The following is an 18,370-nucleotide window of genomic DNA, read 5'->3' as shown; positions in this document are numbered from 1 at the left end:
CACAATTTACCATTGAGGTGTGAGTGTCAGTGGGGCTTCTTCTAAAGCCGCCAATTGTTCCTTGAATGCAAGCACCTGACCTTCCCAATACTTCGCATCGCTAAACCAAGGGAATGCAACGGGAAATGCGGGATCTTGCCATCGCTTAGCTAACCAAGCCATGTAATGTACCATCCGTAGACCACGTAATGGCTCAATTAGTTTCAACTCGTTGTGATTAAAGTGACAGAACTCTTCATAACCTTCAAGAATGATATCCAGTTGCGCTAATTTATCGTGACGATCGCCACTGAGCAGCATCCATAAATCCTGTACGGCAGGACCATTTCGTGCATCATCTAAGTCGACAAACATCGGTCCATCACGCCAAAGAATGTTCCCTGGGTGGCAGTCTCCATGCAAACGTTGTACGGCAATACCGGAAACCCAATGTGATTCAATTCGCTCAATGAGCATGTCTAAATCGCTGAAGAAACTCTTTTCCAAATGCATGGGTATCAAGTTGGATTGTTGCAGTAATGCTCGTGGTTGATAGAGATACTCTTCAAAGCCCAAAGTAGGACGGTGCTGAAATGCCTTACTTTGAGCAACGTTGTGAATACGCCCCATAAAACGCCCCACCCACTCCAACTGTTCGACGTTATCGACTTCGAATTGACGCCCCCCTACGCTATCAAAAAGTGTAAAGAGGTAGCCATTATACTCATGCAATGTGTGACCATTGATCACCAAAGGAGGGGCAAGAGGTATGTCCTGTTCCAGTAATTCCAAAGCAAAATCATGTTCTTCTTGTATTTGTGCCTTGCTCCAGCGAGAGGGTCGGTAAAATTTAACCACATAGCGTCGCTTATCTTCGTCTACGAATTGATAGACTCGATTTTCATAGCTGTTTAGGGCGAGTAACCCAGATTCTGCGCGCACGCCGATACTTTCCAGTGCGTACCACATGAAGTCGGGAGTCAGAGCTTCAAAGTTAAAGGCATTTTCAGACATACATTAAAAAGGCGCATTGCTGCGCCTTATTCCATCTTGAGTGGGGTCTATAGCTTCTTAATAAATCGGCTTTCGACTTCGACAGTAAATTGGTCACTGTCGGTGAGTATAAACTGAATCTTTGAGATGGGAGAGGGAAGTTTTTCAGGATCAACGCCAAGACTCAAAGGTAGGTTCAGTACTTCACCGGGGCTAACGTGCACAGTTTGAGAACCATACCAGGTGACATTGCTAATGCCGTTTACCTCGAGGTTGTATTCTTGACGCTCTTGAGTCTTATTGATGATTTTAAGGGTATATGTGTTTTCCACTAGCCCTTCATTGTTCATCCTAAACAGTTGGTTCCTATCTCGAATGACGGATAACCCCATAGGTTCGACGTTGACTACTTGGAATAGGAAAAGCCCCATCATGAGTAACATGACCACCCCATAGCCCAGCAATTTCGGTCGCATGATGTTGGTGTGCTCACCTGATAGGCGATGTTCAGTGGTGTAACTGATGAGCCCTTTTTCATACCCCATGCGATCCATGGTATTGTCGCACGCGTCAATACAAGCGCCACAGTTGATGCATTCGTATTGCAACCCGTCACGGATATCAATGCCAGCAGGACAAACCTGAACGCACAAATCGCAGTCGATACAATCACCTAACCCGAGTTGTTTTGGGTCGGCTTTGCGTGGGCGTCCACCGCGGGTTTCCCCTCTTTTCGTGTCGTACCCCACAATGTAAGTGTCTTTATCGAACATGGCAGACTGGAAGCGAGAATAAGGGCACATGTGTATGCACATGATTGAGCGCATCCATCCTGCGTTACCGTAGGTACAAGCGGCGAAAAAAACGACCCAAAAGACAGGCCAAAAGCTGGCATTAAGAGTGAAAAAATCGATAACCAAGTCTTTAATGGGCACAAAATACCCTACAAAAGTAAAACCAGTGACAAGGGCGATAAACCACCATGCAATATGCTTGAGAGTTTTACGAAGCAGAAGGTTTGAATTCATTTTTCCACTGTCTTGCTTTCTCCGTTTATTGGCAGCGCCTTCCAGTTTTTCTTCAAACCATATATACATGAATGTCCACACGGTTTGAGGGCAAAGGTAGCCACACCAAACACGCCCCAAAAATGTGGTTAAGAAGAACAAGCCAAAGGCAGCGATCATAAACAGCAAGGCAAGCAGCGTGAGATCTTGTGGGAACAAAGTGGTTCCGAAGAAATTAAATTGTTGATTGCCTAAATCCAGCAATATCGCCTGACGATCTCCATAAGGTATCCAAGGTGTTAAACCAAACACCAGCAATAACAACCACCCACCATATCGCCGGAGTTTTTGATAGGTCCCTTTGCTTTCTCGCACATAGATTTGATTGCTCGGATTAAAACGGTCTCCTTTTCCCTTGTGCGTTTTAGGGTTATAGGTTTTTGGAGTCACATCTTTCACTTCGATTTTGTCCTGACTCATACAGGTATCCTTCTTGGGCGTTTTGAGGTGAAGGTTCTTCTGCCTTCACTCTTCGACATTGCTTTTCTTATTTTAGCTGTCTTGCCACCTCTCACACGAGAAAGTCCGAACGTAAGCAGATTTGTGCAAATAAAGAGTGCAGGACATTCTTTTAATTTGATACACAAAGCGCAAGACGCAGCTTAAATTTCCCAAGGATTATACTGTTTATAAAACAATTATTTCTTTATGGGTATCAAGGTTTAATTACTTTCTTAGTAACAGTTAGGCAGAAAAAAGAGGCATACATAAAAGCGGCTGAAACACCGCTTTAAGGAAAGTGGATCGATTTATTCAACATGCTCTTGAATTAAAGAACACCACGAGCTTTGAGAAGCGCTGTCTTGAAATCGTCTTCTTGATCTTTAGCTAGCCCAGGAATCATGTCGCCTTTTTGGCTGTTGCGCATTTTTAGATGGTAGATCAGCACATCATCGGTTAAATCCTCAAGCTTTCCTTCATATCCAGCTTCTTGAGATAATGTTTGGATGAACGCCACCAAATTGAGGTCGGATTCCTTTTGCCATTCAGGGTGTATGAGTTCGAGTAACTCATTGATGCGATGACACTTCATATCTTTCTCCACAAATTTCATAATGATATTTTCGTACGTTAACAAAATACGTTGAAATAAAAAAGCGCAGTCTGAGACCGCGCTTTTCATTAAGCCGCTTGGGTTACTTTCTTGTCTTGTTGGCTTTCAAGAGCCTCTTTAACAACTAAGTCTACCTGTGGAGCGGGTTTACTGCAGACTGGAGCTGAAGCAAACCCTGGGCGACGTCGAGACGCACTACGATGTGTGTGCGAAAACCTGACAGGTGTTGGGCGCATTCGTTTACCTAACAGCCAGGCACATCCCTTGCCAATCACTTGACCTAATTCACTATGAGACAAATCTCTTCTGGCGAACGCCAATCCTATAGAAAATCAGGAGTATAGATATGAAGTCATATCCGGCTCAAAGATTAGCACCTATTTAAAATATGTGCGAACAAAATGCTGGTTTTTTGCTCATTTTTTAGTGTGTCTTTCGTATGAAAGTTGCACAAGTCCGCTGTACAGGATATGTATAGAAAATAATCGGAACTTTCTTCTGCCAATCATTGCCTTATATAGCAAAGGAAGAGCCCAACCAGAGGAGTTGTTCATGTCTTTCTTAAAGAAAACGTTAGCCAGTTTTGGTATCGGTAGCGCCAAAGTGGATTCTATTCTTCAGCAGGAAGTGCTGATTCCAGGGCAAAAAGTCAGCATTAAAATCCATGTATATGGCGGGTCTTCTGCACAAGAGATCGATAACATCGATTTGAAGCTTTGTTGTCGATACGTTCGTGAAGTGCCCGCAGATAACGACAAAAGTCACGTGCAAGCAGGGATGCAAACGAAGAAGCAAAATGTGAAATACGCACTAGCTTCATGGCAATTGCCCTACGCTTTTACTATTGAGCCCGGTGAAGAGCGAACGTTTGATGTGGAGTTGCCTATTCCGTGGAATACACCGGTGACCATCGGCGATGCGAAAGTTTGGTTGGAAACAGGCTTGGATATTGCCATGGCGATCGACCCGACAGACAAAGATGCCGTCACCGTTCGTCCAGATCCGTTAATGGACGGCATCTTTACTGCGCTGGAAGAACAAGGTTTGCGTATCCGACAGGTGGAATGCGAAGAAGCCAAAGGGTTTGAGCTTCCTTTTGTTCAAGAGTTTGAATTCGTTCCGACAACCGGCCCCTATCATGGGCGTTGGCGAGAGTTGGAAATCGTGGCGTACCGTGACGAAAATGAATTGAAGCTTTGGTTTGAAGTGGACCGTCGCAAAAAAGGCATCGGAGGCATGCTGGCAGGGTTACTGGGTGGCAATGAATTAAAGCGTCATTTGGTTTTGCCATCCAGCACATCTGGTGAAGCCGCTGGGCAGCAAGTGTTGGGATTTTTGGATAGCTCCACCTAGTGTTTTCTGACTGAATAGCGTTTTCTGACTAAATAGTGTTTTGACGAAGCAGTGTTTTCTAGCTAAATACTGCTTTCTAACTAAAAAAGCGTTGAATTAAATTAAGCTTACAACTGTACGCTGAAATATGCCATACTCTCTCTTGTGAGTATTCGCTCTAAACGGAAGGGGGGGTGTATGACACGTTCTACAAAGACTGAGTACAGTGTAAGTGAAGAGATAGCCAATAGCATCACTCATGCATTGGGGATGATTTTTGGCATCATTGGGCTCGTGTTTTTGCTGATCAAAGCGGCAGATAATCATGCCGATACGCTCACCATCACCAGCATGAGTGTATACGGTGGTAGCCTTATTTTGCTGTTTCTGGCTTCGACGGTTTATCACGCGGTGCCTTATCGCAAAGCCAAACGCTGGTTGAAAACACTGGATCATTGCGCGATTTATCTGCTCATTGCGGGCAGTTACACTCCCTTCTTGTTGGTGAGCCTGCGAACGCCATTGGCGGTGGGCTTAATGATCATTATTTGGTCGATAGCGTTAATTGGCATCATTGCCAAAATCGCCTTTGTGTACCGATTTAAAAAACTCTCGCTGTATACGTATTTAGGGATGGGGTGGCTGTCATTGGTTGTGATATACCAATTGGCTATTTCGCTCGATGTGGGTGGCTTGGTTTTACTTGCAATGGGTGGAGTGGTGTATTCCTTAGGGGTGATTTTTTACGTGAGCAAACGCATTCCCTTTAATCATGCCATATGGCACGGATTTGTTTTAGGGGGAGCCGCCTGCCATTTCTTTGCTATTTATTTTTTCGTCGACCCAATTTGATCGTATCGACAGCTATCCAATATCCGTAAACGGTCTTATAGGAAGAATGGGCTTGGTTGGAACAAGCGCTCTACGTCAGGCACGTACTTTTTATCAACCAAGAACATCACCACATGGTCGTCTTGTTCAATCACCGTTCGGTCATGGGCAATCAAGACCTCTTCACCGCGAACAATGGCCCCTATGGTGGTGCCCGGTGGAAGCTTGATATCCCCCACAGCACGACCAACCACTTTAGAAGTGGTTTCATCGCCATGCGCAATGGCCTCAATGGCTTCAGCCGCCCCACGACGTAAAGAGGAGACGTTGACAATATCGGCACGTCGAACGTGTGTCAGAAGCGCGGAAATCGTGGCTTGTTGCGGAGATATTGCCACATCAATGGTGCCGCCTTGCACCAAGTCGACGTAAGCGCCACGTTGAATCAGTACCATGACCTTTTTCGCCCCCATGCGCTTCGCCAGCATGGCAGACATGATATTGGTTTCGTCCTCATTGGTCAGGGCTATGAATACATCCACCTGATCGATGTTCTCTTCTGCGAGAAGTTCCTGATCCGCGGCATCGCCACAGAACACAATCGTGTTCTCCAGTTGTTCAGACAGCCTTTCTGCGCGCTGATAGCCTCGTTCAATCAGTTTGACGCTGTACTCTTTTTCAAGGCGTTGGGCCAAGCTTGCCCCGATATTGCCTCCGCCCACTATCATGATGCGGCGGTAAGGCTTTTCAAGACGTTGGAGCTCACTCATGATTGAACGAATGTGGTTGCTTGCCGCGACGAAAAAGACTTCGTCATCGGCTTCAATGACGGTGGTACCTTGAGGGCGAATAGGCCGACCTTGGCGAAAGATGGCCGCAACGCGAGTGTCGATATGAGGCATGTGATCGCGCAATGCGGATAGCGCATTCCCGACGAGTGGACCACCGTAGTAGGCTTTGACGGCAACCAAACTGACTTTACGTTCCGCAAAACTGACCACTTGGAGTGCCCCTGGGTATTGGATCAAGCGTTCGATATAGCTTGTCACCAATTCTTCTGGCGCAATCAGGTGGTCGACGGGAATGGCCCCCGATTGGAATAGGGCATCTTTTTCTGCCAAGTATTCTGGCGAACGGATGCGTGCAATTCGGTTCGGGGTATTAAACAACGTAAAGGCAACCTGACAGGCCGCCATATTGGTTTCATCAGTGTTGGTCACGGCAACCAACATATCCGCATCTTGAGCGCCAGCTTCACGTAAGGTGCCCGGGTGGCTGGCAAACCCATTGACCACTCGTAAATCATACTTATCCTGCAATTCACGCAGTCGGTCTCCATTCCGGTCTACCACCGTAATGTCGTTATTCTCACCCACTAAGTTTTCTGCAAGGGTGCCACCTACTTGTCCAGCACCGAGTATGATGATTTTCATCGCTTACCTATTCGCTTACTTTTGCGTCTGTTTCGCCTTTTGGCGATGTGAATTGCGTACTGTTGTTTATCTTGCTTACGCCTGCTTTTTCAATACAGCGTAATAGAAGCCGTCCATGTCGTCTTCACCCGGGAGAATTTGTCTGCCCGGGTTGTCGATATCCGATCCATCCAACGTTGCATCCGGTGTGCGGCTCAGGAATTGACTCACTTGATCGCGATTTTCCTGTGGCGTGATCGAACATGTGGCGTAGACAAGCGTGCCACCCGGTTTAAGCTGTTGCCACATGGCGTCGAGAATCTCGCTTTGTAGCTTGGCTAAGGCATCGATGTCATCCGCTCGGCGCAGCCATTTTATGTCGGGATGACGGCGAATGACTCCGGTTGCGGAACATGGTGCATCCAGCAAAATGCGGTCAAACTGCTCACCTTGCCACCATTCTTTAGGATTCCGTGCGTCACCGCAAATGACTTTCGCCTGAAGGTTGAGGCGCTTCAGGTTTTCATGCACGCGCTTAAGACGGTGCTCGTCGCAATCTATCGCCACAACGTTGCTATTTTGGGTGCGTTCCAGAATGTGGGCGGTTTTGCCCCCAGGTGCCGCGCAGCAATCCAAAATCAATTCGCCATCTTTAGGTTTCAGGTAATTCAGCGACAGCTGAGCGGCGGCATCTTGTACCGATACCCAGCCGTGTTCAAAGCCGGGCAATGAGTGCACATCGGTCGGCGCGTCTAATTTTATGGCGTCTAACGCTTCACTGTGCACGCTGCTATCAATGTTGTCCTTTTTGAGTAACTCAAGGTATTCGTCGCGGCTGTGATGCTGGTGGTTGACGCGCAGCCACATGGGGGCTTTTTGGTTATTGGCTTCAACAATCGCTTCCCATTGATCGGGGTAAGCCGTTTGCAGCAAGTTCAGTAGCCAGCTTGGGTGACCATATTTGCCTGCGTTATGGCTCACCGCGACGTGGTCTAATTCTTCTTGATTTCTCTGGTAGTTACGAAGTACCGCATTGATTAAACCACGAAGCCTAGGGCCTTTTAGTGCCTTCGTTCCTTCTACCGTTTCCCCAACCGCTGCGTGCGCAGGAATTCGCATAAAGCTTAATTGGTAAATACCCACCAGAATCAGGTGGTGGAATACACGCTGTTTACCTTTGAGTGGCTTATCCATTAAATGATTAGCGATGGTTTCTAAGCGTGGCAGGTAACGCAGTGCACCGTAGCAAATTTCTTGCAGTAGCGCGTGGTCACGTGGGCGAATATTTTGTTGAGCGGCAGGAAGGGCAGTAGAAAGAGATTGTCCTTTGTCGACAACGAGATACAAAACATTGGCAGCTTCAGCGCGAACATTCATGATGAATACCTTAAAGCAAAGGAGGGCATCTCTGCCCTCAAAAAGTACGTATTGAAGTGAGTCTTCACTTCGTCGATATACCAATTAAATCAATTATTGATATTGGCTATTTATCCTGAAATCAGGTTGTTTCTGATTTAAACGAGCTTCGAGCCCACTTCAAACCAAGAGGCTCGTGAGTTCAATATGTCTTGAACCGGCATCGCTTTTTTACCGGGAACTTGCAGCTTCTCGAGCACAAGTACGCCGTTACCAGTGGCAACGTAAATGCCGGTTTTATCTGCTTGAAGAATGGTGCCTGCCGCTTTATCGGTGGCTTGGCTATCTAATCGGCTCTGCCAAACTTTGATGGTGTTATTTTCAGCTTCAAAGTGGCTGATGGGCCACGGATTGAAGGCACGAACACAGCGTTCTAAGTGAACCGCCGTATCATGCCAATTTATGCGAGCTTCTTCTTTGCTGAGTTTTTTGGCGTAAGTGGCGTGCTCGTCATCTTGCTTAATAGGTTGTGCGTTGCCATTGGAAATATCCACTAGGCAGTCGACCAGCGCTTTCGGACCAAGAACGGCCAGTTTGTCGTACATTGAGGCACTGGTGTCGGTTGCTTCAATGGGGAGAGAAGCGACTTTCAACATATCACCCGTATCCAAACCAATGTCCATCTGCATGATGGTGACACCCGCTTCGGCGTCTCCCGCCCATACCGAACGTTGAATGGGAGCCGCCCCACGCCAGCGCGGTAAAATAGAGCCATGAACGTTGATGCACCCTAAACGGGGTGTGTCCAACACGGCTTGTGGCAGCAGCATGCCATACGCGACCACAACCATGATGTCGGCATTAAGATCCACCAACGTTTGTTTCGCGTCGTCAGATTTGAAGTTTTCAGGTTGGTAAACCGGAATGTTGTGTTCCAGTGCCAAGCTTTTAACTGGGGATGGAGTAAGTTTTTTACCGCGACCTGCTGGGCGATCTGGATTGGTGTAAACTGCAATAACATCGTGATCCGAAGACAATAACGCCGCCAAGTGAAGGGCGGCGAAGTCCGGAGTACCTGCAAAGACAATTCTTAATGACTGACTCAAGGTAAGCTTCCTTTATGGGTGAAGGTGTTGGTGGATTAGGCGTTTTTCGCTTGTTTTTCATTGAAGCGCTTAAGCTTCAACATTCTGTCCTGAATGCGCTTACGCTTCAGTGGCGAAAGGTAATCAACAAACAACTTACCTTCAAGGTGATCCAATTCATGTTGAACGCAAATGGCTAAAAGCTCATCCGCTTCAAATGTGTATTCTTCACCTTCACGATTCAGTGCGGTTACAGAAATTTCTGCCGCACGAGGTACCAAAGCACGAGCCCCTGGAATAGACAAACACCCTTCTTCGATGCCGTCTTCACCGCGTTTGTCGGTGATCTCAGGGTTAATCAGTACCATGGGTTGATCGCGGGTATCAGAAACATCGATAACAACGATGCGCTGATGAATATCGACTTGCGTTGCGGCAAGACCGATGCCTTCTTCGTCGTACATGGTTTCTAACATGTCGTCGACGATTTTTTGAATCTCTGGTGTCACTGTTGCGACGGGCTTAGCCACTGTGCGAAGGCGATCATCAGGGAAAGTTAATACTTGTAATACAGACATATACACTCTAAATATTGAACTGTGCCGAAACAGCTAAAACCTAGCTGGCTCAATTCTAGACATTTTATAACCTAAATGACAGCATCCTAGCCAATATTGGATAGGGAAATTGAGGTTATGAAAGGAATAATGGCCAAGTTAGGTCATACCTCTTTAACTATAATAACATGTGTTGTCGCACATAGTGTCCTTGCAAAAAGTGATGTTTTATCGGTTAAAGAAAACGCACCGAAAACGTATGAAGTGAAAAAAGGCGATACCCTATGGGATATTTCAGCACTTTACCTCGACAGCCCTTGGCTTTGGCCTCGACTTTGGCAAATTAACCCAGACATCAACAACCCTCATCTGATCTATCCTGGCGACAAGCTAACGTTAGTCTGGCGAAATGGGCAACCCATGTTGAGCCGAAAACCGTTGCTTACGCTTTCTCCTAAAGCCCGTATTTTAGATAAAGATGCGGTACCAACTTTGCCTGAAGGGTTGGTTTTGCCTTACATCAATTCAGACAAATTGGTTACCCAAGCCACTCTAGACAGCGCGATGCGAGTCGTTGGCACGCAAGATGGGAGACGTTTCTTAAGTCAGCATGACCAATTGTTCATTGATGGCAGTACCACAGAGACACATTGGGGTATTTATCGATCTGTCTCAAAATATCAACGCAGTGACAGTGGTGAAGAAGTCTTTTCTTTGAAAATGGTGGCAACGGCAACGTTAGTAAAGTCAGAGGAGAAACTGAGTGCGTTAAAAGTGGAATCTCAGAAGCAAGAAATTCTCTCGAATGATTTTGCTTTGCCTTATCAGCATCATGAAGGATTGTCGTTATCCAACACTTTCTACCCAGAGCCCGCCCCGAAAAATGTCTCGGTGTCGATTCTTGGTTCTTTAGAGGGAGGCAAGTTTATCGGTCGTAATCAAGTTGTGATTATTGATCGCGGACTTAACGACAAGGTCGAGCAAGGCACCATGTTTGATCTTTGGGAAGAAGGATTAGGCGTTTCTGGAAGTCGGGGTAATTACATTGTGGACGATGGATGGTTCAGCGAGAAGCTTCCCGATGTTTCTGTTGGGGAGATGATTGTCATTCGACCGTATGCTTCTTTCAGTATTGCGCTGATTACCCGAAGTCAAGCACCGATTCATACCCAAACATTGGGTTTGTCTCCATTATTGAAAGCGCAACAAAATGACGCTGTGGAAGCCAAGGACGAAGAGAGTTAAATGACCGAAAATGAGCTAAGAGCTTGGCTGACATTGAGTTTTACACCTCAATTGGGTGGTCAGTCTCTGACTCGATTACTCACTATTGATGCTCCCATCAATTTGCTCGCATCCAGTGAAGAGCGATGGCAATCCATAGGGCTTAAGCCGAAACAAATCCAATTTCTTAAAGCCAAATCACACCCAGAGGTGGATGAGTGCTTGGAATGGCAATTGGATTCAAACCATCACATTGTGACCTTGCTTGATGGTTCGTACCCCTCTTTACTCAAAGAAGTCTCTTCACCGCCTACCACACTGTTTGTAAAAGGGGATGTGCAATCGTTGAGTGCACCCCAAATAGCGATGGTGGGCAGTCGAAACGCCAGTATCGAAGGGCTTCAGACAGCGAGAGCATTTGCCAAAGATTTATCAGCGAATGGGCTAGTGGTTACCAGTGGTTTGGCGCTGGGTGTGGATGGACACGCACACGATGGTGCATTGGAGGGAGGCGGGCAAACCGTTGCTGTATTGGGATCGGGGCTGGACTGTATTTACCCCACTCGACATCGAAATCTTGCCCAAAGGATAATAGAGCAAGGTGCTTTGGTTTCTGAGTTTCGCCCCAATACCAAACCCAGACCTGAGCATTTCCCACGTCGTAACCGTATTATCAGTGGGTTGTCTGTCGGGGTGTTTGTTGTTGAAGCTGCCGAGCGCAGTGGATCCTTAATAACGGCGCGATATGCCGCAGAGCAAGGTCGCGATGTTTTTGCACTGCCTGGTTCCATTCATAACCCCAACGCAAGAGGGGGCAATACGCTGATTAAGTCTGGTGCCTGCCTAGTCCAATCGTCCGAAGATATTCTCCAAGAAGTGGAAAATTTAGTTTCTTGGTCGTTTTCTCAACAAACATCTATATTTAGTGAAGATGCCTCGCAAGAAGAATTGCCATTTCCCGAACTAATGGCTAACGTAGGGTTAGAAGCAACACCCGTTGATATTCTTGCAGAGCGGACCCATATACCTGTGCATGAAGTCATGATGCAACTACTGGAGCTTGAGCTTTCAGGGTATGTTGTTGCAGTACCTGGTGGCTATATTCGAAAGGGGAGGGGCTAACTATGATGGACATACTGATGTATTTGTTCGAGACCTACATCCACAGTGATGCGGAATTGATGGTCGATCAAGATGAGTTGGAAGATGAGCTTCTCAGAGCTGGATTCCACCAAAAAGAGATTTACAAAGCCCTGAATTGGTTAGAGGACTTGGCCGCGCTGCAACAAAGCGATGCACAATCCGCCATGAGAACCAGTGCAGCTACGTCGGTGCGTATTTACACACGTACTGAAATGACACGTTTAGATATCGAATGTCGCGGATTCTTGCTGTTTTTGGAGCAAGTTGAAGTGTTAACCGCCGAAACTCGTGAAATGATCATTGATCGAGTCATGGGCTTGGAAACCAGTGATTTTCAGCTGGACGATCTAAAGTGGATAGTATTAATGGTACTGTTTAATGTGCCGGGTAATGAAAACGCTTACACCCAAATGGAGGAGCTCTTGTATACTACCGAGAGTGGTATTCTTCATTAATGGTTTTGGGTGAATGAGCGGTAAAATTAATTCTCAATTATTCTCTGCCCATGAGCACGCACTGGATAAAGAACCGTGCCCTCAATGCGGTGGAGAATTGTCCTTACGCCATGGTAAGCATGGTCCTTTTCTTGGATGCAGCCAGTATCCGTCCTGTGATTACATTCGTGCCCTTGGTCAAAACGATGGTCATATCGTTAAGGAGTTGGGTGTCCCTTGTCCGATATGTTCCAGTGAATTGGTGCTGAGGCAGGGTCGTTATGGCATGTTTATCGGGTGCAGTGCGTATCCAGAGTGCCATCATATTGAGTCCCTAGATCCTCCTAAAGAAGAGTTGAAAGCCGAAGAAGAGATTGCTTGCCCTGAATGTAAGAATGGTCATTTGATCGAGAGAAAGTCTCGCTTTGGGAAAATGTTTTACGCCTGCAATGGTTACCCAAAATGCAAATTTGCAGTGAACCATAAGCCATTGCTTGGGGAATGTGATGAGTGTGACTACCCACTGTTGGTAGAGAAGACGCTGGCGTCTGGTGTGAAAATATTGTGCGCGAACCGGAAATGTCAGAAAGAGCAAATTCAATAAATAACGGCACTCACTTGAGTTGAGTGCCGTTATCACGAGTTATGGGATTATTAAAGCGCTTGAGTGCTTTCCTTTAATGCAGGAAACGCTTCGGCATCTAGCATGTTGGCAAGCTTGATCAGAGCGGCTTTTAACGCCTCATCACTCGCGGCGCACACATTGATGTGACCCATTTTACGACCAGCACGCTTTTCCTTTCCGTACCAATGAACATGGCATTCAGGCATAGCTAAAACGCTCTCTGGTACTCGGTCTTCACCTAAAATATTCACCATCGATGTTGGACGTATAAGGGCGGTGCTGCCTAAAGGCAACCCACACACGGCACGTAAGTGGTTCTCAAACTGACACGTTTCCGCACCTTGCTGAGTCCAGTGACCGGAATTATGAACGCGAGGCGCGATTTCATTGACCAATAGTTCGCCATTGACATCGAAGAACTCCAGTGCCAACACCCCCACATAGTTTAAAGACTCCGCTACCGCTGTAAATGCCGTATTGGCTTGCGCTTGAAGTGTTTCATCCGCAATGGCTGTGGATAGCGTTAAAACGCCATCAGTATGAACATTTTCTGCCAATGGGTAGATGGCAATTTCGCCAGCGGCATTTCGAGCGCCAACCAAAGACACTTCACGCTGAAATGGCACAAACTCTTCTGCCACAATGGCTTGGTTTGGTGTTTCTGCAATGCATTCGGACATTTCCTGCCAAATGGCATCGACCTGTGTCTTGTCTTTTAAGCGCCACTGCCCTTTCCCATCGTAACCACCAAGGGTACTTTTCAATACCATTGGAATGCCAACATGTTCGATGGCTTTCTCAAGGTCACTTTTCGTATGGATCACGAAGTACCTGGCATTTTTCACCTTGGCATTATCAAGTAGCGATTTTTCTATGCGACGATCACCACCGGCTTTGATGGCATCGGTAGTTGGGAAAAATTTACCGCTTTTTTCACACTCATCAAGCACATCGTGCGGAATGTGTTCGAATTCGGCAGTGATGACATCCGCTTGCTCAATCGCTGTAGTCAAGCCCTTCCCAATCACTTGCTGGGTGAGTGGGTGAACGATATTTTCTGTGCCTACATCGAAGGCTGAAATATGGATGTTCAATGGCGCACCAGCCAAAGACATCATTCGAGCCAGTTGACCAGCGCCTAAGACAAGAACGTGCATGGGGATCAATCCTCGGCTGGGTTTGGGTTAGCTAAAACCGTCTCAGTTTGCTCTTGGCGAAAAGCTTCCACTTTTGCCATTACTTCTTCATTGTGTGTGCCAATGATTTGAGCGGCCAAAATACCAGCATTTGCTGCGCCGGCCTCACCGATGGCCAGTGTGCCTACGGCAATGCCTTTAGGCATTTGTACAATAGAGAGTAGGGAATCCATCCCTTTTAGAGCGCGAGATTGCACTGGAACACCCAGAACCGGCAAGCTTGTAAAGGCTGCGGCCATACCGGGTAAGTGTGCGGCACCGCCTGCGCCAGCAATGATGACCTTAATGCCGCGGTCTTTGGCGCCATTGGCGTAGTCGGCCAATAATTGTGGAGTTCGGTGGGCAGAAACCACTTTCGTTTCATAGGTCACACCAAAGCGATCCAGCATTTCTGCTGCCAGCTTCATGGTTGGCCAATCTGATTTAGAACCCATAATAATACCGACTTGCATCTCAATACTCCTTCAGCGCTTTCATTGGGTGAGCGGATATTTTGCGCGCATTATACGTAGAATTTTCGGTAAGGAAAACGTTTGCGCAAAATCGTTTTAAGGTTTGATACAGTTTACTAATAAATTACTTTTGGGTTGAGGTGTAAACTCTTTGTACACTACCGCTCAAATGCTAAAGATAAGGGGGTCTAATTGACCAATTTTGAAAACACAGTTCAGGCGCTCCATGATGGGGAAGTCATCGCTTACCCAACGGAAGGGGTATTTGGCGTAGGCTGTGACCCTGATAATGCAGAGGCCATTCAAAAGTTGCTTGAGCTCAAGAAGAGACCAGTAGAAAAAGGGTTAATTCTTATCGCTGCCAATTTTGAACAACTCAAACCCTATGTCGATGAATCTCAATTAACAGAAGAGGCTCGTCAAGCGGTATTTGATACCTGGCCAGGACCGGTTACTTGGGTCATGCCCGCAAAACCGGGGTTATCCAACTTACTTTCAGGTCAATTTGATTCCATTGCAGTAAGAGTGACCGATCATCCATTGGTACAAAACCTTTGCGAGACGTTTGGTAAACCGTTAACCTCGACCAGCGCCAACCTAACGGGTGAGCCTCCATGTATGACTTATCAAGAAGTGCATGCACAGCTCGGTGAACACTTGGTCGCAATTTTAGAAGGTGAAACCGGTGGTCGTGATAAGCCGAGTGAAATACGCGACGCTTTAACGTCTACCATATTAAGACAGGGATAACCTGAGGATATAGGAATACGCAATGCCAGATATCGATAAAGATGCAGTTAAGTACTTTTTGTTAAAACTTCAGGACACTCTATGCCAACAGCTTGAAGAAGTGGATGGTCAGGCTGTATTTGAAGAAGATATTTGGCATCGTGAATCGACGGAACGGCTAGGTGGCGGAGGGCGAACTCGAGTTATGAGTGGTGGCAACGTCTTTGAGCAAGGCGGTGTGAACTTTTCACACGTTTCTGGTCAAGAAATGCCCGTGTCAGCTACGGCTCATCGCCCCGAACTTGCTGGTCGAAAATTTGAAGCCATGGGCGTATCGTTAGTGATGCACCCGAACAATCCTTATGTACCCACTTCCCATGCCAATGTGCGTTTCTTTGTCGCTGAAAAGGAAGGGCACGATCCCATTTGGTGGTTTGGTGGCGGTTTTGATTTAACGCCTTTTTATCCTTTTGAAGAAGATTGTTTGTATTGGCACAACACGGCAAAAAAAATCTGTGCACCGTTTGGCGACAATGTGTATTCAGAACATAAAAAATGGTGTGATGAATATTTCTTCCTCCCGCATCGCAATGAAACGCGAGGTGTAGGTGGCTTGTTTTTTGATGACCTCAACGAATGGGGATTTGATAAAAGCTTTGAATACATCCAAGCCGTTGGAAAAGGCTACATCGAAGCACTTGTGCCGATCATTGATCGCAGAAAAAACACCGAGTATGGTGAAAAAGAGCGTCAATTTCAGTTATACCGTCGTGGTCGCTACGTCGAATTCAACTTGGTCTACGACAGAGGCACTCTATTTGGGCTACAAAGTGGTGGGCGTACCGAGTCTATTTTAATGTCGATGCCTCCTTTAGCTCGATGGGAATACGATTATCAGGTTGAACCAGGGACACCTGAAGATGATTTGTACCAAAATTACCTAAAACCTAGGGAATGGTGACTTCCTGTTATAAAGAACTAATGATAGGGTCAGTACAAATGACCCTATTTTATTTTTGCAGGCAAGGAAATGGCGCAATCTATTGATCAATATGTCGTGTTTGGTAACCCTATTGGACACAGTAAATCCCCTTTTATACACACCCTCTTTGCTCGGCAAACCAATCAATCATTATCCTACACCACGCGTCAAGCTCCAGTGGATGGCTTTGTCGAATCGGCAACGGACTTTTTCGCACAAGGTGGGAAAGGCTGTAATGTTACTGTGCCATTCAAAGAAGACGCCTTTCAATTTGCCGACCGACTGACTGAGCGAGCCCAATTGGCAGGTGCGGTGAATACGTTAAAAAAACTCGATGATGGAGAAATCATTGGCGATAACACCGATGGCGAAGGTTTGGTTCAAGATTTATTGCAGTACCAAGTACCACTTGAAGGTGCTCGAATATTGGTTATTGGGGCAGGCGGCGCTGCACGAGGGGTGATCAAGCCCCTACTGGATCAAGCCCCTAAGAGTATAGTGATAACCAATCGAACGTACGCTAAAGCCAAAAAGCTTGAAGAGATGTTTCAAGACTTTGGCGATATTGACGCTGTTCCTATGGAAGACATCAATACGTCGTTTGATGTGGTGATCAATTCTACGTCGGCTAGCTTGAGTGGAGAGCGACCTACGATTAGCTCTTCGATATTCAGTCCAACAACCGTCAGCTATGACATGATGTACGGGAAAGGGCTGACAGCATTTAATCAATGGGCGAAAGAAAACCAAGTCGCAAAGGCGTATGATGGTTTAGGCATGTTGGTCGGACAAGCCGCAGAAAGCTTCCTGATATGGAGAGGGTTAAGGCCTGGTGCAAAGCAAGTTCTGCGAGAACTCAGAAAGAACTTAGAAGGGTAGCCAGCTATGAATCAATCCATACTCTTTCCTGATATTCAAACTTGGGACAAGGAACATGATGCAGTTCGTTTCCCCGCACAGCAGTCAGGTATGTTGATCGAATGCCTCGTCCAAATTTCTGTCATTGAACAATTGAGTGGAAAGAAAATAGAAGAAGGTCAGCAAGCCCTTTCTCTCTTTTCACAATACCGTTTTGATATAGAAGAGCTTGCTGAATCTTTAATAGAAGATGAAGACTATGACGATTCCGGTCAGGTGGTTATTCGAAGCTGACTGGCTTGACTACCGTACTGTACTCATTTTTTGTTTTGACATAGTTATCCGCAGACTTTCGTAAAAAAGCGAGCTCTTTTTCACTGAGCGGGCGAGCCTGCTGGACAGGGCTGCCTATATACAGATAACCACTTTCCAATACTTTATTCGGAGGCACTAAACTGCCCGCACCGATCATGACATCATCTTTGATGCATGCGCCGTCTAAAACGATGGCACCCATACCCACTAACACACGATCGCCTACCGTACACCCATGAAGTATAACCTTATGACCAATCGTCACCTCATTACCAATAATAAGAGGGTAGCCCTCAGGGTTTTCCGCATTTTTATGAGTAACGTGTAAAACGGACCCGTCTTGAATATTGGTTCGTTCACCAATATAAATGCGGTTCACATCCCCCCTAGCTGCAACCTGTGGCCAAACGCTAGAATCGTTGCCTATTTTAATGTCGCCCACTAAGACCGAGCTGCTATCTATATAGACACCGTCACCAATTTCAGGGCAAATACCTTTATAACTTCGAACTGAGCTCATGATTTCTCCTTAATTTAGGGCGATTAAAGGGTAAAAAGTGAAAGAAGAATAGTGAAAATACCATCTTTTGAATAAAAAACACGCAAACAACTTAAAAATTGGAAAAAACACTCAAAAGAGCTTGCCAATGTAATGCCGATCTCTATAATGCCCCCTCGCTGACACGGGAACGCTTCGAAAGAAACGAAACGAGTCAGAGGCTAGATTAGGTCGCTGAAAAGCGAAG

At 46.4% G+C, this 18,370-nt stretch carries 20 protein-coding genes; 10 read left to right on the top strand and 10 right to left on the bottom strand.

Annotation, left to right across the window (positions count from 1 at the left end; translation table 11 throughout):
• Positions 1–6: 6 nt before the first annotated feature.
• From HC752_RS19745 to HC752_RS19735, 3 genes are all read right to left on the bottom strand, one after another.
• Positions 7–993 (bottom strand): serine/threonine protein kinase, encoded by a 987-nt coding sequence (locus tag HC752_RS19745; protein WP_190336923.1) that lies wholly within the window; start codon positions 991–993, stop codon positions 7–9.
• Between the two features lie 47 nt (positions 994–1,040).
• Positions 1,041–2,459 (bottom strand): cytochrome c oxidase accessory protein CcoG, encoded by a 1,419-nt coding sequence (ccoG, locus tag HC752_RS19740; RefSeq protein ID WP_190336922.1) that lies wholly within the window; start codon positions 2,457–2,459, stop codon positions 1,041–1,043.
• A 349-nt stretch (positions 2,460–2,808) separates the two neighbouring features.
• Positions 2,809–3,072, bottom strand: a complete 264-nt coding sequence (locus HC752_RS19735; protein ID WP_190336921.1) for a YihD family protein — start codon at positions 3,070–3,072, stop codon at positions 2,809–2,811.
• Between the two features lie 573 nt (positions 3,073–3,645).
• Here HC752_RS19735 and HC752_RS19730 point away from each other — a divergent pair.
• Positions 3,646–4,446, top strand: a complete 801-nt coding sequence (locus tag HC752_RS19730) for a sporulation protein (protein ID WP_190336920.1) — start codon at positions 3,646–3,648, stop codon at positions 4,444–4,446.
• Positions 4,447–4,623: 177 nt separating this feature from the next.
• Positions 4,624–5,277 (top strand): PAQR family membrane homeostasis protein TrhA, encoded by a 654-nt coding sequence (gene trhA, locus HC752_RS19725; RefSeq protein WP_190336919.1) that lies wholly within the window; start codon positions 4,624–4,626, stop codon positions 5,275–5,277.
• A gap of 35 nt (positions 5,278–5,312) precedes the next feature.
• On the opposite strand, the gene trkA is transcribed toward trhA, so the two are convergent.
• The 4 genes from trkA to def form a co-directional block, all read right to left on the bottom strand.
• A complete protein-coding gene (gene trkA, locus HC752_RS19720; protein WP_190336918.1) occupies positions 5,313–6,689 on the bottom strand; it encodes a Trk system potassium transporter TrkA in 1,377 nt (458 codons plus the stop codon).
• A 75-nt stretch (positions 6,690–6,764) separates the two neighbouring features.
• Entirely contained in the window at positions 6,765–8,045 is a 1,281-nt protein-coding gene (gene rsmB / locus HC752_RS19715; RefSeq protein WP_190336917.1) for a 16S rRNA (cytosine(967)-C(5))-methyltransferase RsmB, read from the bottom strand.
• A gap of 137 nt (positions 8,046–8,182) precedes the next feature.
• Positions 8,183–9,130, bottom strand: coding sequence for a methionyl-tRNA formyltransferase (fmt, locus tag HC752_RS19710; RefSeq protein WP_190336916.1), 948 nt, complete (start codon positions 9,128–9,130; stop codon positions 8,183–8,185).
• 35 nt (positions 9,131–9,165) lie between these two features.
• Positions 9,166–9,687 carry a peptide deformylase gene (def, locus tag HC752_RS19705; protein ID WP_190336915.1) on the bottom strand — a complete coding sequence of 174 codons (522 nt, stop codon included), beginning with the start codon at positions 9,685–9,687 and terminating at the stop codon, positions 9,166–9,168.
• A 117-nt stretch (positions 9,688–9,804) separates the two neighbouring features.
• On the opposite strand from def, the gene HC752_RS19700 reads away from it, so the two are divergent.
• Genes HC752_RS19700 through HC752_RS19685 form a run of 4 tightly spaced genes read left to right on the top strand, consistent with a single transcriptional unit; the run spans position 9,805 to position 13,071 of the window.
• The gene (locus tag HC752_RS19700; RefSeq protein ID WP_190336914.1) at positions 9,805–10,911 is read left to right on the top strand and encodes a LysM peptidoglycan-binding domain-containing protein; all 1,107 of its coding nucleotides are present in this window, start codon (positions 9,805–9,807) and stop codon (positions 10,909–10,911) included.
• Positions 10,912–12,012: a DNA-processing protein DprA gene (gene dprA / locus HC752_RS19695; protein ID WP_190336913.1), complete on the top strand. Its 1,101-nt coding sequence runs from the start codon at positions 10,912–10,914 to the stop codon at positions 12,010–12,012. It begins immediately after the preceding gene.
• 2 nt (positions 12,013–12,014) lie between these two features.
• Positions 12,015–12,488: a DUF494 family protein gene (locus HC752_RS19690; protein WP_101115243.1), complete on the top strand. Its 474-nt coding sequence runs from the start codon at positions 12,015–12,017 to the stop codon at positions 12,486–12,488.
• 13 nt (positions 12,489–12,501) lie between these two features.
• Positions 12,502–13,071 (top strand): DNA topoisomerase family protein, encoded by a 570-nt coding sequence (locus HC752_RS19685; protein ID WP_190336912.1) that lies wholly within the window; start codon positions 12,502–12,504, stop codon positions 13,069–13,071.
• A gap of 50 nt (positions 13,072–13,121) precedes the next feature.
• On the opposite strand, the gene HC752_RS19680 is transcribed toward HC752_RS19685, so the two are convergent.
• Together HC752_RS19680 and purE are read right to left on the bottom strand one after the other, a co-directional pair.
• The gene (locus HC752_RS19680; RefSeq protein WP_190336911.1) at positions 13,122–14,249 is read right to left on the bottom strand and encodes a 5-(carboxyamino)imidazole ribonucleotide synthase; all 1,128 of its coding nucleotides are present in this window, start codon (positions 14,247–14,249) and stop codon (positions 13,122–13,124) included.
• A gap of 5 nt (positions 14,250–14,254) precedes the next feature.
• Positions 14,255–14,740, bottom strand: a complete 486-nt coding sequence (gene purE / locus HC752_RS19675; RefSeq protein WP_190336910.1) for a 5-(carboxyamino)imidazole ribonucleotide mutase — start codon at positions 14,738–14,740, stop codon at positions 14,255–14,257.
• 192 nt (positions 14,741–14,932) lie between these two features.
• Between purE and HC752_RS19670 the strand changes: the two genes are divergently transcribed.
• The 4 genes from HC752_RS19670 (at position 14,933) to HC752_RS19655 (ending at position 17,603) form a co-directional block, all read left to right on the top strand.
• Positions 14,933–15,490, top strand: a complete 558-nt coding sequence (locus HC752_RS19670; protein WP_190336909.1) for an L-threonylcarbamoyladenylate synthase — start codon at positions 14,933–14,935, stop codon at positions 15,488–15,490.
• Between the two features lie 22 nt (positions 15,491–15,512).
• Positions 15,513–16,430, top strand: a complete 918-nt coding sequence (gene hemF, locus HC752_RS19665; RefSeq protein ID WP_190336908.1) for an oxygen-dependent coproporphyrinogen oxidase — start codon at positions 15,513–15,515, stop codon at positions 16,428–16,430.
• 69 nt (positions 16,431–16,499) lie between these two features.
• Positions 16,500–17,330 (top strand): shikimate dehydrogenase, encoded by an 831-nt coding sequence (aroE, locus tag HC752_RS19660; RefSeq protein WP_190336907.1) that lies wholly within the window; start codon positions 16,500–16,502, stop codon positions 17,328–17,330.
• Between the two features lie 6 nt (positions 17,331–17,336).
• Positions 17,337–17,603, top strand: coding sequence for a DUF1488 domain-containing protein (locus HC752_RS19655; protein WP_190336906.1), 267 nt, complete (start codon positions 17,337–17,339; stop codon positions 17,601–17,603).
• Here the strand turns inward: HC752_RS19655 and HC752_RS19650 are convergent.
• Positions 17,590–18,144 carry a gamma carbonic anhydrase family protein gene (locus tag HC752_RS19650; RefSeq protein WP_190336905.1) on the bottom strand — a complete coding sequence of 185 codons (555 nt, stop codon included), beginning with the start codon at positions 18,142–18,144 and terminating at the stop codon, positions 17,590–17,592. The genes HC752_RS19655 and HC752_RS19650 overlap by 14 nt on opposite strands.
• Positions 18,145–18,370 lie beyond the last annotated feature (226 nt).

Source organism: Vibrio sp. S9_S30 (genome assembly GCF_014694455.1).
In the GTDB taxonomy this organism is placed as follows: Bacteria; Pseudomonadota; Gammaproteobacteria; order Enterobacterales; family Vibrionaceae; genus Vibrio.
The sequence above is the reverse complement of the archived record's forward strand: the minus strand, read 5'-3'. Positions and strand labels throughout refer to the sequence as shown.